This is a genomic window from Streptomyces sp. NPDC017940 (assembly GCF_044328435.1).
Taxonomy (GTDB): Bacteria; Actinomycetota; Actinomycetes; order Streptomycetales; family Streptomycetaceae; genus Streptomyces.
Genome location: NZ_JBIRHJ010000003.1, coordinates 729,856 through 742,064, shown reverse-complemented (window position 1 = coordinate 742,064; position 12,209 = coordinate 729,856). Strand labels below are relative to the sequence as shown.

Here is a 12,209-nt window from a genome sequence, read left to right as displayed (position 1 = left end):
GCGTCGGCACGCGCCGCCTGTGCCGTGTCCGCGCCCTCACGTAGAGTGCCGAAGGTGCCTGACTGCCCCGTAACTCTTTCGAGTGACCGTCGTTGAGAGTGCGGAAGCGGTTGAAAGAACAAGCGCTCGGGCAGGTGTCCGAGTGCGTCAATCGCACAGGTGACGACTTGTACCAGCCTGGAGGCTCAAGGTGACGCGCATCAGCTGCGGAGGACGGCCATGACATCCGTCCTCGTCTGCGACGACTCCCCGCTCGCCCGAGAGGCGCTGCGCCGCGCGGTCGCGACCGTGCCCGGCGTCGAGCGCGTGACGACAGCGGCCAACGGCGAGGAGGTTCTCCGCCGCTGGGGTGCCGACCGCTCGGACCTGATTCTGATGGACGTACGCATGCCCGGTCTCGGCGGTGTGGAGACCGTGCGGAGACTGCTCTCGGCCGACCCGGGGGCACGCATCATCATGCTCACGGTCGCCGAGGACCTCGACGGCGTCGCGCTCGCCGTCGCCGCGGGCGCCCGCGGATATCTGCACAAGGACGCCTCGCGCGCCGAGCTGCGCGCGACCGTCACGCAGGCGCTCGCCGATCCGACCTGGCGGCTCGCTCCGCGCCGGCTCCGGTCGGCCGAGATGGGCGCGGCCCCGACGCTCACCGCGCGTGAGATCCAAGTACTCGAAGGGATGAGCCACGGCCGGTCGAACGCCGAGATCGGCCGCGAGCTGTTCCTCTCCGAGGACACGGTGAAGACGCACGCCAGGCGCCTGTTCAAGAAGCTCGGCGCCTCGGACCGCGCGCACGCGGTGGCGCTCGGCTTCCGCTGGGGCCTGGTTCGCTGAGCGGGCCCCGGCGGGGGCACGATGTCTCCCGCCCGCCGTGCGGCGGGCGGGGTCATGGAGGCCCGTCGGAGTCCTCTTGAGGAACGGCTTGTGGCGCTTCGCCGCCGATGCCGCATCCTTGAGGTGTGGAGTTCCTTGGGGACGAGTCGGCCGAGCGGGAGGGGAGGGTGCGGGAGATGAGTTCCGGCGCACCCGCTCATAACGCTTCAGTGCACAACTACGGACGCGGTGCCACGGATCAGTCGGCGCCGAGGCACCATGGACCGATGCGCGATGACAAGACGACGGTGATCGCTGCCCTCGTCCTACGCGCCGTGGAGGGGGACGAGCAGGCTACGCACGACCTGCTTGCCCACGTCCACCCGCTCGCGCTGCGGTACTGCCGCACCCGCCTGTCCCGACTTCCCGGTGACGCACGGCACTTCGTCGAGGACCTCGCGCAGGAAGTCTGTGTCGCGGTGCTGCTCGCGCTGCCGCGCTACCGGGACACCGGGCGGCCCTTCGAAGCCTTCGTCTTCGCGATCGCCGCGCACAAGGTCGCCGACTTGCAGCGGGCCGCGATGCGGCATCCCGGGTCCACCGCTGTGCCCTCGGACGAGATGCCCGAGCGGCCCGACGACTCGCTCGGGCCCGAGGAGCGGGCGCTGCTCAGCAGCGATGCGGAGTGGGCCAAGAAGCTGCTCGCCAATCTGCCGGAGAATCAGCGGGAGCTGCTTCTGCTGCGGGTGGCCGTGGGGCTCACGGCCGAGGAGACCGGGCAGATGCTCGGGATGTCGCCCGGGGCGGTGCGGGTGGCTCAGCACCGGGCCCTGAGCCGCCTGCGCGCGCTGGCCGAACAGTAGCTTTTCTCCCCCGCCCACCCACCCTTGCCTGCGTGCGGTCTTGCCGCGGGCGGGTGCGGCTGGCGGGTCGGGTTTGTCGCGCTGCCGCGCTCGTCCTCAATCGCCGGACGGGCTTGATCCGCGCCGCGGGCGGTTGGGCGGGTGCGGCTGGTGGGTTGGGTTTGTCGCGCTGCCGCGCTCGTCCTCAATCGCCGGACGGGCTTGATCTGTGCCGCGGCGGGCGGACCTCCTCCGCCGCGGGGCTGGGAGACATTCACCACTCCGACCCCGTCCGGCGAAGCCGGAAATCTCTGTCCGCCGCGGCGGTGATCAGCCGCAACGCCACATCTCGGCGAAGCCGGGGTTTCTTGTCCGCCGCAGCGGTGATTAGCCACAACGGCGCATACCGGCGGTGCCAAGCCTTGCTGAGGCCGATCCCCGGCGGAGCCGGGAGTCTCTGTCCGCCGCGGCGGTGATCAGCCGCAGCGCCACATCCCGGCGGAGCCGGGGTTTCTTGTCCGCCGCAGCGGTGATCAGCCGTTACGGCGCATCTCGGCGGTGCCAAGCCTTGCTGGGGCCGATCCCCGGCGGAGCCGGGAGTCTCTGTCCGCCGCGGCGGTGATCAGCCGCAGCGCCACGTCCCGGTGAAGCCGGGGCCCTGGCCGCCGCGGCAGCCCGCCCAGGGCGCCCCCACAGCGGAGCTGTAGAAACCTACGAACCCGCACCCCCACAGGCACCGTGGAATGAGAGAGCCATGCTTCCCGTTAGCATGGACATCCGCACCGATCAAGGCCATTTGGGGAAGGTGTCATGACTGCAAACGTCGACGGAGTGCCCGAGAAATTCGCGACACTCGGGCTGACCTACGACGACGTGCTGCTGCTGCCGGGCGCGTCGGACATGGCGCCGGGTGACATCGACACCGCCTCGTACATCTCGAAGAACGTCCGGGTGAACGTCCCGCTGCTCTCGGCGGCGATGGACAAGGTCACCGAGTCCCGGATGGCGATCGCCATGGCCCGCCAGGGCGGCGTCGGCGTGCTGCACAGGAACCTGTCGATCGCCGACCAGGCCAACCAGGTCGACCTGGTGAAGCGGTCGGAGTCCGGCATGGTCACGGACCCGATCACCGTGCACCCGGACGCCACGCTCGCCGAGGCCGACGCGATCTGCGCCAAGTTCCGCATCAGCGGCGTCCCGGTGACCGACGGCGCGGGCAAGCTGCTCGGCATCGTCACCAACCGCGACATGGCGTTCGAGGCGGACCGCTCGCGCCAGGTCCGCGAGGTCATGACGCCGATGCCGCTCGTCACCGGCAAGGTCGGCATCAGCGGTGTCGACGCCATGGAGCTGCTGCGCCGGCACAAGATCGAGAAGCTGCCGCTCGTCGACGACGCCGGTGTCCTCAAGGGCCTCATCACGGTCAAGGACTTCGTGAAGGCGGAGAAGTACCCGAACGCCGCCAAGGACGCCGAGGGCCGCCTCCTCGTCGGTGCCGCCGTCGGTGTCGCGGGGGACGCCTTCGAGCGCGCGCAGGCGCTGATCGAGGCGGGCGTCGACTTCATCGTCGTCGACACCGCGCACGGCCACTCCCGGCTCGTCGGCGACATGGTCGCCAAGATCAAGTCGAACTCCGGCGGCGTGGACGTCATCGGCGGCAACATCGCGACGCGCGAGGGCGCCAAGGCGCTGATCGACGCCGGCGTCGACGGCATCAAGGTGGGCGTCGGACCGGGCTCCATCTGCACCACCCGCGTGGTCGCCGGCATCGGCGTACCGCAGGTGACGGCCATCTACGAGGCGTCGCTCGCCGCCAAGGCGGCCGGTGTCCCGGTGATCGGCGACGGCGGTCTCCAGTACTCCGGAGACATCGCCAAGGCGCTCGTCGCCGGCGCGGACACGGTCATGCTGGGCTCGCTGCTCGCGGGCTGCGAGGAGTCCCCGGGCGAGCTGCTCTTCATCAACGGCAAGCAGTTCAAGTCCTATCGGGGCATGGGTTCGCTCGGGGCCATGCAGTCGCGCGGTGAGACGAAGTCGTTCTCCAAGGACCGCTACTTCCAGGAGGGCGTCGCCTCCGACGAGAAGCTGGTGCCCGAGGGCATCGAGGGCCAGGTGGCATACCGCGGCCCGCTGTCGGCGGTCGTGCACCAGCTGGTGGGCGGTCTGCGCCAGTCGATGTTCTACGTGGGCGGGAGCACGGTGCCCGAGCTCCAGGAGCGCGGCCGCTTCGTACGGATCACCTCGGCGGGCCTCAAGGAGAGCCACCCGCACGACATCCAGATGACGGTCGAGGCGCCGAACTACACGAACAAGCGCGGCTGACGAAGCCGCAGGGGACCGGCCGCCGCCGGTCCCCGGCCTCGTACCGAACCGCTGCCGCACACGGCGGCGGGCCCGCGACGGTGTGACGCACGCGCGCGTGGGGGCGGCCCCGGTGTTCCCGGGGCCGCCCCCTTCCCGCGTGTCGGTGATACTGGACGGGCAGACCGAGTACCGGACGGCGGGCCGACGCAGTGCCCGACGACGGGGCGAGTGAGTGCCCGAGACGGGCCGAGTGAGTGCGGAAGAAAGCGATGGGCCACACACGTGACTGAGATCGAGATCGGGCGCGGCAAGCGCGGCCGCCGGGCGTACGCCTTCGACGACATCGCCGTCGTACCGAGCCGGCGCACCCGGGACCCCAAGGAGGTCTCGATCGCCTGGCAGATCGACGCCTACCGCTTCGAGCTGCCCTTCCTCGCCGCCCCCATGGACTCCGTGGTCTCGCCCGCGACGGCCATCCGCATCGGTGAGCTCGGCGGCCTCGGCGTACTGAACCTCGAAGGCCTGTGGACGCGCCACGACGACCCGCAGCCGCTGCTCGACGAGATCGCCGCGCTGCCCACCGAGGCGGCCACGCGACGCCTCCAGGAGATCTACTCCGCGCCCATCCGCGAGGAGCTCATCGGCCAGCGCATCAAGGAGGTGCGCGACTCCGGCGTCGTCACCGCAGCCGCCCTGTCGCCGCAGCGCACCGCGCAGTTCTCCAAGGCCGTCGTGGACGCGGGCGTGGACATCTTCGTGATCCGCGGTACGACGGTGTCGGCCGAGCACGTCTCCGGTGCCGCCGAGCCGCTGAACCTGAAGCAGTTCATCTACGAACTCGACGTCCCGGTGATCGTCGGCGGCTGCGCCACGTACACGGCCGCGCTGCACCTGATGCGCACCGGCGCGGCCGGTGTCCTCGTCGGCTTCGGCGGCGGCGCCGCGCACACCACGCGCAACGTCCTCGGCATCCAGGTGCCGATGGCGACGGCCGTGGCCGACGTGGCCGCCGCCCGCCGTGACTACATGGACGAGTCCGGCGGCCGCTACGTCCACGTCATCGCCGACGGCGGCGTGGGCTGGTCCGGCGACCTGCCCAAGGCCGTGGCCTGCGGTGCGGACGCCGTCATGATGGGCTCACCGCTCGCCCGCGCCACCGACGCGCCCGGCCAGGGCCACCACTGGGGCATGGAGGCCGTCCACGAGGACGTGCCGCGCGGCATGAAGGTCGACCTCGGCACGGTCGGCACCACCGAGGAGATCCTCACCGGACCCTCACACATCCCCGACGGTTCCATGAACTTTTTCGGGGCGCTGCGCCGGGCCATGGCCACGACGGGCTACAGCGAGCTGAAGGAGTTCCAGCGGGTCGAGGTCACGGTCGCGGACTCGCAGCACAGCCGCTGACCCTCCCCGGGGCGCCGAACAGCCGGGAGCCCGGGCCGCCCGAAGAGGCGGCCCGGGCTCCCGTGCGTTCCGGTGATGTGCGTTCCGGTGACGTGCGTTCCGGCGGGTGCCGGTGCCGTCGGCGCGCGTCGCGCTACTGAGCGGCTCGCTTGGCGCCGCCGAACGCCGCGATGGCGGCTACCGCGAAGAACACGAAGGTCATCGCGTCGGCGTCGTTCGACCACGCCTCCTGGAGCGCGTCGAAGTGGTCGAAGAAGATGTCCGAGAACGCCAGGCCGGTCTTGTCGGCGATGACCATCGCGGCGCCGATCAGCTGGCCGAGGTAGACCGCGCCGAGCGAGAAGATCGCGCCGAGGGCCCCGAGCGCCGGGTTGGCGCCGCCCGTCCTCCCCGCGGCCAGACCCACGACGAAGCCGACACCCACCGCGGCCCAGCCGATCTCGTGCTCGGTGGCGCCGATGATCGCTCCGTAGATGCCCGCGGCCACCAGGGCGGTCACCAGGGCGACGGCCACGCCGAGGCCGATGTTGTTCCGGGCGGCCGGAGCGGGCGGCGGGAAGCCACCGGGCTGCGGCTGCTGCGGGAACGGGTGGTACGGCTGCTGCGGCTGCTGGCCGTAGGGCTGGGGCTGCTGCGGGTAGCCGTAGCCGGGCTGGCCGCCGTAGGGCTGCTGGGGCTGGCCGTACGGCTGCTGCGGCTGACCGTAGGGCTGCTGGCCGCCCTGGCCTGGAGGCGTGGGATGGGTCATGAGATTTCCCCCTGGGACATCTGCGCACTGGTGTGCGGTAAGTGACTGGTTCCGCACGGTAGCAGCAGCGGGTCACGGGCCTCGGGGGGATCGGTGAAGGATCAGAGGCGGTGTGCGGCGCCCGCCGGGGTGGCTCCCCTGGTGTCGAGCAGGAGCTGGGCTTTCACGGCCAGGCCCTGGAGGTCGTAGGTGCGGTGGTGCTGGAGCAGGATCGTCAGATCGGCGTCGGCGGCCGCTTCGTAGAGGGTGTCCGCGCGGGGCACGGGATGGCCGAGAACGTTCCAGTGCCCGACGTAGGGGTCGTGGTAGCTGACGGCCGCGCCGAGCTCCCGGAGGCGGACGGCGATCTCCTGGGCGGGGGAGCCCGCCTGGTCGGCGACGTCCGGCTTGTAGGTGACGCCGAGGAGCAGGACGCGGGCGCCGCGCGCGGACTTGCCGTGTTCGTTGAGCAGGGTCGCGGCGCGCTGGATCACATAGGCCGGCATGCGGTCGTTGACCTGCTGGGCGAGTTCGACCATGCGCAGCGGGCGGATGCCGCGCGCGGGCCCCGGCACGTCCAGGGGGAGCCCGTGGCCGCCGACGCCGGGTCCCGGCCGGAACGCCTGGAAGCCGAACGGCTTGGTCTCGGCGCAGCGGATGACGTCCCACAGGTCGATGCCGAGGTCGTGGCAGAGCACGGCCATCTCGTTGACGAGGGCCATGTTCACGTGCCGGTAGTTGGTCTCCAGGAGGTGCACGGTCTCGGCCTCCCGCGGTCCGCGCGCGCGGACGACCTTGTCGGTGAGGCGGCCGTAGAAGGCGGCTGCGGACTCCGTGCAGGCGGGGGTGAGGCCGCCGATGACCTTCGGGGTGCCGGCGTAGCCGTGGGTGCGGTTGCCCGGGTCGATGCGGCCGGGGGAGTAGGCGAGGTGGAAGTCGCGTGCGGCGCGCAGGCCCGAGCCCTCTTCGAGGAGGGGGCGCAGGAATTCCTCTGTGGTTCCGGGGTACGCGGGCGACTCCAGGATGACCGTGGTGTGCGGGCGCAGGCGCGCGGCCAGGGCGCGGGCGGCCTCGGCGACCTGGCCGAGGTCGAGCGTTCCGTCGGCGGCCGGGGGCGTGGGCGCGCAGATGACGGCGGTGCGGACGCGGCCGAGCTCGGCGGGGTCGGTGGTCGGCCGGAAGCCCCCCGCGAGCATCCGGCGGACGTCGGCGGCGGTGAGCGTCCCTTCGGTGCCGTCGCCCGGAAGGCGCCCGCAGGCCAGGTCGGGTGCGCGGGCGGGGTCGTAGCCGACGGTGGCGACGCCGCCTGCGGCGGCGGCCTGGGCGAGGGGGAGGCCGAGGTGGCCGAGGCCGATGACGGCGAGGTCAGCTGGCATGGCGGTGAGCCGTCCTTCCCAATAGCCGAGCGGATATAGCCAAAGCGAGTCGATCGCGCAAGTCCTGTGGACAGAACGGGCGACCGCAATGTCAGACTAGGAGTAAATATGACCGATTTGCGGGATTGGGCTGCTCAGAACCTCGGAGTGTTGTCGGCGCGGGGACCCGCGCCGGGGCCGGGAGGCCGGGGTTTATCCACAGGCGGCGCCCCCACTCGGCGGACCCGGCGGGAATCTGGGCATGATGTGAGCGCGACCACACCCGAACAGCACGGGAGGCAGCGGTGAGGACAGCGACTCTTGGCCCGGCGGAGCGCGCCGGGGCACTGGCGGGCATGGCCGAGCACGAGCTGGACGTCCTGGTCGTGGGCGCGGGCGTGGTCGGCGCGGGCACGGCCCTCGACGCGGTCACCCGCGGCCTGAGCACGGGCCTGGTGGAGGCCAGGGACTGGGCGTCGGGCACGTCGAGCCGGTCGAGCAAGCTGATCCACGGCGGCCTGCGCTATCTGGAGATGCTGGACTTCGCCCTGGTCCGCGAGGCCCTCAAGGAGCGCGGCCTGCTCCTTGAGCGGCTCGCACCCCATCTGGTGAAGCCCGTCCCGTTCCTGTATCCGCTCCAGCACAAGGGCTGGGAGCGGTTGTACGCGGGCTCGGGCGTAGCGCTGTACGACGCCATGTCGATGGCCAGGGGCCACGGCCGCGGCCTGCCGCGCCACCGCCATCTGACCCGGCGTCACGCCCAGCGCGTGGCCCCGTGCCTGAAGAAGGACGCCCTCGTCGGCGCCCTTCAGTACTACGACGCCCAGATGGACGACGCCCGCTATGTGGCCACGCTGGTGCGCACCGCCGCGGCCTATGGGGCGAAGGTCGCCAACCGCGCCCGCGTGACCGGGTTCCTGCGCGAGGGCGAGCGCGTCGTCGGCGCCCGGGTGCGGGACGTCGAGGCCGGCGGGGAGTACGAGGTCCGGGCCAAGCAGGTGGTGAACGCCACGGGCGTGTGGACCGACGACACCCAGGCGATGGTCGGCGAGCGCGGCCAGTTCCACGTCCGCGCCTCCAAGGGCATCCACCTGGTGGTCCCCAAGGACCGCATCACCTCCTCCACGGGCCTGATCCTGCGGACGGAGAAGAGCGTCCTCTTCGTCATCCCCTGGGGCCGGCACTGGATCATCGGGACCACGGACACCGACTGGGACCTGGACAAGGCCCACCCGGCGGCCTCCAGCGCGGACATCGACTATCTCCTGGAGCATGTGAACTCGGTGCTCGCGGTCCCGCTCTCCCGCGACGACGTCCAGGGTGTGTACGCGGGCCTGCGCCCCCTGCTCGCCGGTGAGTCGGAGGCCACCAGCAAGCTGTCGCGCGAGCACACGGTCGCGCACCCCGCGCCGGGCCTGGTCGTCGTCGCGGGCGGCAAGTACACGACGTACCGCGTGATGGCCAAGGACGCCGTGGACGAGGCGGTGCACGGCCTGGACCAGCGCGTGGCGGAGTGCGTCACGGAGGACGTCCCGCTCGTCGGGGCCGAGGGCTATCGCGCGCTGTGGAACGCCCGCGCGGGCATCGCCGCCCGCACGGGCCTGCACGTGGTCCGCGTGGAGCACCTGTTGAACCGGTACGGCGCACTGGCGGAGGAAGTGCTCGAACTGATCGCGGCCGACCCGTCCCTGGGCAACACCCTCGGAGCCGCCGACGACTATCTGCGCGCCGAAGTCGTCTACGCCGCGTCCCACGAAGGCGCCCGCCACCTCGACGACGTGCTCACGCGCCGCACGCGCATCTCCATCGAGACCTTCGACCGCGGCACCCGCAGCGCCCGTGAGTGCGCGGACCTGATGGCACCGGTGCTCGGCTGGGACGAGGACCAGATCGAGCGCGAGGTGCAGCACTACGAGAAGCGGGTGGAGGCCGAGCGCGAATCGCAGCGACAGCCCGACGACCTGACGGCGGACGCGGCGCGGCTGGGTGCGCCGGACATCGTGCCGCTGTGACCCGTGGGCCGGCGGTGGGCCGTGGGCCGACGGTGACCCCTGGGCCCACCGCGGGGCCCGGAGGGCCCGGTGCCACGCCGGGCCCGTCGACTGTCAACACGTAGGCAGGACGTCAGCAAGCAGTCGAGGTGTGGTCGGGGGTTCTGGGCGGTTTGACCCGAGGAGGGTGGCCAAGGGGGGTATGGGCGGGGCGGTTTGGGGTGGTGTGCAGGGGTGGAGCGGTCCCGGGTGTCCATGATGTGGGACGTCGGACCCGCGGCATTGACCGGTCCCCGGGTGAGGGACAATGAAGGCTCTGTCAGGGCGGGTTGTGCGGGTAGTTGAGGGGACGCATGTCGGAGGCGGAGCAGGCGGGCAAGGCTCGTCAGGATCAGAGCGCACGTCTCCTCGCGGGGCGGTACCGGCTCGGTGACGTGCTCGGCCGTGGCGGCATGGGCACCGTCTGGCGGGCCAAGGACGAGACGCTCGGCCGCACGGTCGCGGTGAAGGAGCTGCGTTTCCCGTCGAGCATCGACGAGGACGAGAAGCGGCGCCTCATCACGCGCACGCTGCGTGAGGCCAAGGCGATCGCCCGGATCCGCAACACCAGCGCCGTGACGGTCTACGACGTGGTCGACGAGGACGACCGCCCCTGGATCGTGATGGAGCTCGTCGAGGGCAAGTCGCTCGCCGAAGCCGTCCGCGAGGACGGGCTCCTGACGCCGCGACGGGCCGCAGAGGTCGGCCTCGCCGTGCTCGACGTGCTGCGCTCGGCCCACCGCGAGGGCATCCTGCACCGTGACGTGAAGCCGTCCAACGTGCTCATCGCCGAGGACGGCCGCGTGGTCCTCACGGACTTCGGCATCGCGCAGGTCGAGGGCGACCCGTCCATCACGTCGACGGGCATGCTCGTCGGCGCCCCCTCGTACATCTCGCCCGAGCGCGCCCGCGGCCACAAGCCGGGCCCCGCCGCCGACATGTGGTCCCTCGGCGGCCTGATCTACGCGGCCGTGGAGGGCGCGCCCCCGTACGACAAGGGCTCGGCCATCGCGACGCTCACCGCCGTGATGACCGAGGCGGTGGAACCGCCGAGGAACGCCGGGCCGTTGCTGGAGAAGGTCATCTACGGCCTGCTCGCCAAGGACCCCGAGCAGCGGCTCGACGACGCGAGCGCCCGGGCGATGCTCCAGGAGGTCATCAACGCCCCCGACCTCCCCGAGCCCAAGGCGCAGGACGAGCCGATGGACGCCACGAAGATCGTGCCGCTGCCGCCGATCCCGCCACAGGTGCCGAGGGATCGTGCGTCGGGTTCCTCGGGTTCCGTGGGTTCCTCCAGTTCCTCGGGTTCCGTAAGTTCCTCGGGCTCCATAGGGTCGGCCGGTTCCTCGGGTGCCGCGGGTTCTTCGGGAAGCCGTAAGGGTGAGGAGGCCGCGGAACGGCTGAAGGGTGCGTTCCGTTCGGTGCGCAAGAAGGCGGCCACGGCTCGCGGCGCGGGCGCTGGTGCCGGTGCCGCGGGGGCCGGAGCGGCTGCTTCGTCCGGGACGGTCGGCGTGGGTGACCGCGGGGCCGGTGCGGGCGAGGCGGGTGCCGGGCGTGCTGGTACTGGTGTGAGCACGGGTGCGGGTGCGGCCGTGGGGGTCGGTTCGGGTCCGGCTCCGGGCAAGGGCACCGGCGAGGGCACGGCCTCGGGCAAGGGCACGGGTAAGGGCGCAGGGGCGGCCGGTGCGGGTGCCGGGGCCGGTGTGAGCTCCGCGGGTGCCGGAGTCGCTATGGGTTCCGCGGGTGCCGGACCGGGTGCGCACGGCGGGGCCCGGGTCCCGGCGCAGCCTGCCGGGCCGCCGAGGCCGCCCGCCCGGGCGCCGCTCACGGATGTGGTGCCCCGGCGCACCCTGGTGATCATCGCGGTGGTCGTCGCTCTCGCCGTTATCGGTACGGTCCTCGCCTTCGCCCTCAGCGGCGGCGACGACAGCCCGAACAGCGGCAAGGGCGACAAGAGCGGCGACTCGTCCTCGTCCAGCGGTGCCACCGCGGGGGGCGACGGCGACGGCAAGGGTTCCGGCAAGGACGAGGACTCCGGCTCCGGTGCCGACAAGGGCAAGGGCGACCAGGGCGGCCAGGGCAAGGAGAAGGACGGCTCCGACCCGGACTCCGGCAAGGACGACTCCGGGCAGGGTTCGGCCATCGGCGGTGGCGGCAAGGGCTCGGACGACGGCGCCGAGACGACGTACAAGCACGCCCAGGGCTTCTCGCTCGGTCTGCCGAAGGGCTGGAAGTTCCGCTCGACCGACCGCGCGGGCGCCCGTTTCACCGGGCCGGACGACCAGAAGCTGTTGATCGGCTGGACCACGACGCCCAAGGACAACCCGGTGGCGGACTGGAAGAGCCAGGAGTCGGCCATGCGCAGGGCGCAGTACGACCGCATCCGCATAGAGAAGGTCGGTTTCCGCGGCTGGAACACGGCGGACTGGGAATTCACCTACGTGGAGGGCGGCACCAAGTACCGCTCCGTGGACCGCGGCTTCGTGGTGAACGGCGGCCTGGGCTACGGAATGATGTACACCGCGAAGGCGGACGACTGGGGGAGCGACCAGCGTCGCGACACCTGGCAGACGTTCACGCGGACCTTCGAACCGAAGAAGTGACGGCGGGGCGGGACCGGTGAGATCCCGCATCCCCTCAATACGGTTCGGTTGTGGCACGTATCGTGAGTGCTTGCGGAGGGTAAGCGGCCGCAACGAGCCGTAGGACGAACGGAATTGACCACCGGGCGGAT

8 protein-coding genes are annotated in these 12,209 nt (G+C 71.7%); 6 read left to right on the top strand and 2 right to left on the bottom strand.

Annotation, left to right across the window (positions count from 1 at the left end; translation table 11 throughout):
- Nucleotides 1-219: 219 nt before the first annotated feature.
- The 4 genes from ACH4DX_RS13265 (at nucleotide 220) to ACH4DX_RS13250 (ending at nucleotide 5,363) form a co-directional block, all read left to right on the top strand.
- Nucleotides 220-831, top strand: coding sequence for a response regulator transcription factor (locus tag ACH4DX_RS13265; protein ID WP_003948568.1), 612 nt, complete (start codon nucleotides 220-222; stop codon nucleotides 829-831).
- A gap of 266 nt (nucleotides 832-1,097) precedes the next feature.
- Nucleotides 1,098-1,673 carry a sigma-70 family RNA polymerase sigma factor gene (locus tag ACH4DX_RS13260; RefSeq protein ID WP_398121924.1) on the top strand — a complete coding sequence of 192 codons (576 nt, stop codon included), beginning with the start codon at nucleotides 1,098-1,100 and terminating at the stop codon, nucleotides 1,671-1,673.
- A gap of 789 nt (nucleotides 1,674-2,462) precedes the next feature.
- Nucleotides 2,463-3,974, top strand: a complete 1,512-nt coding sequence (gene guaB / locus ACH4DX_RS13255; protein ID WP_398121925.1) for an IMP dehydrogenase — start codon at nucleotides 2,463-2,465, stop codon at nucleotides 3,972-3,974.
- A gap of 264 nt (nucleotides 3,975-4,238) precedes the next feature.
- A complete protein-coding gene (locus ACH4DX_RS13250) occupies nucleotides 4,239-5,363 on the top strand; it encodes a GuaB3 family IMP dehydrogenase-related protein (RefSeq protein WP_398121926.1) in 1,125 nt (374 codons plus the stop codon).
- 133 nt (nucleotides 5,364-5,496) lie between these two features.
- On the opposite strand, the gene ACH4DX_RS13245 is transcribed toward ACH4DX_RS13250, so the two are convergent.
- Entirely contained in the window at nucleotides 5,497-6,111 is a 615-nt protein-coding gene (locus tag ACH4DX_RS13245; protein WP_398155123.1) for a hypothetical protein, read from the bottom strand.
- 101 nt (nucleotides 6,112-6,212) lie between these two features.
- Nucleotides 6,213-7,466: a nucleotide sugar dehydrogenase gene (locus ACH4DX_RS13240; RefSeq protein WP_398155122.1), complete on the bottom strand. Its 1,254-nt coding sequence runs from the start codon at nucleotides 7,464-7,466 to the stop codon at nucleotides 6,213-6,215.
- Between the two features lie 284 nt (nucleotides 7,467-7,750).
- On the opposite strand from ACH4DX_RS13240, the gene ACH4DX_RS13235 reads away from it, so the two are divergent.
- Together ACH4DX_RS13235 and ACH4DX_RS13230 are read left to right on the top strand one after the other, a co-directional pair.
- Nucleotides 7,751-9,457, top strand: coding sequence for a glycerol-3-phosphate dehydrogenase/oxidase (locus ACH4DX_RS13235; RefSeq protein WP_398121929.1), 1,707 nt, complete (start codon nucleotides 7,751-7,753; stop codon nucleotides 9,455-9,457).
- Between the two features lie 332 nt (nucleotides 9,458-9,789).
- Nucleotides 9,790-12,078, top strand: coding sequence for a serine/threonine-protein kinase (locus ACH4DX_RS13230; RefSeq protein WP_398155121.1), 2,289 nt, complete (start codon nucleotides 9,790-9,792; stop codon nucleotides 12,076-12,078).
- Nucleotides 12,079-12,209 lie beyond the last annotated feature (131 nt).

Excerpts from the sequence above, each read along its gene's own strand:
- ACH4DX_RS13245 (WP_398155123.1), bottom strand. The coding sequence starts at position 6,111 with ATGACCCATCCCACGCCTCCAGGCCAGGGCGGCCAGCAGCCCTACGGT.
- ACH4DX_RS13260 (WP_398121924.1), top strand. The coding sequence starts at position 1,098 with ATGCGCGATGACAAGACGACGGTGATCGCTGCCCTCGTCCTACGCGCC.
- ACH4DX_RS13265 (WP_003948568.1), top strand. The coding sequence starts at position 220 with ATGACATCCGTCCTCGTCTGCGACGACTCCCCGCTCGCCCGAGAGGCG.
- ACH4DX_RS13230 (WP_398155121.1), top strand. The coding sequence starts at position 9,790 with ATGTCGGAGGCGGAGCAGGCGGGCAAGGCTCGTCAGGATCAGAGCGCA.
- ACH4DX_RS13240 (WP_398155122.1), bottom strand. The coding sequence starts at position 7,466 with ATGCCAGCTGACCTCGCCGTCATCGGCCTCGGCCACCTCGGCCTCCCC.
- guaB (WP_398121925.1), top strand. The coding sequence starts at position 2,463 with ATGACTGCAAACGTCGACGGAGTGCCCGAGAAATTCGCGACACTCGGG.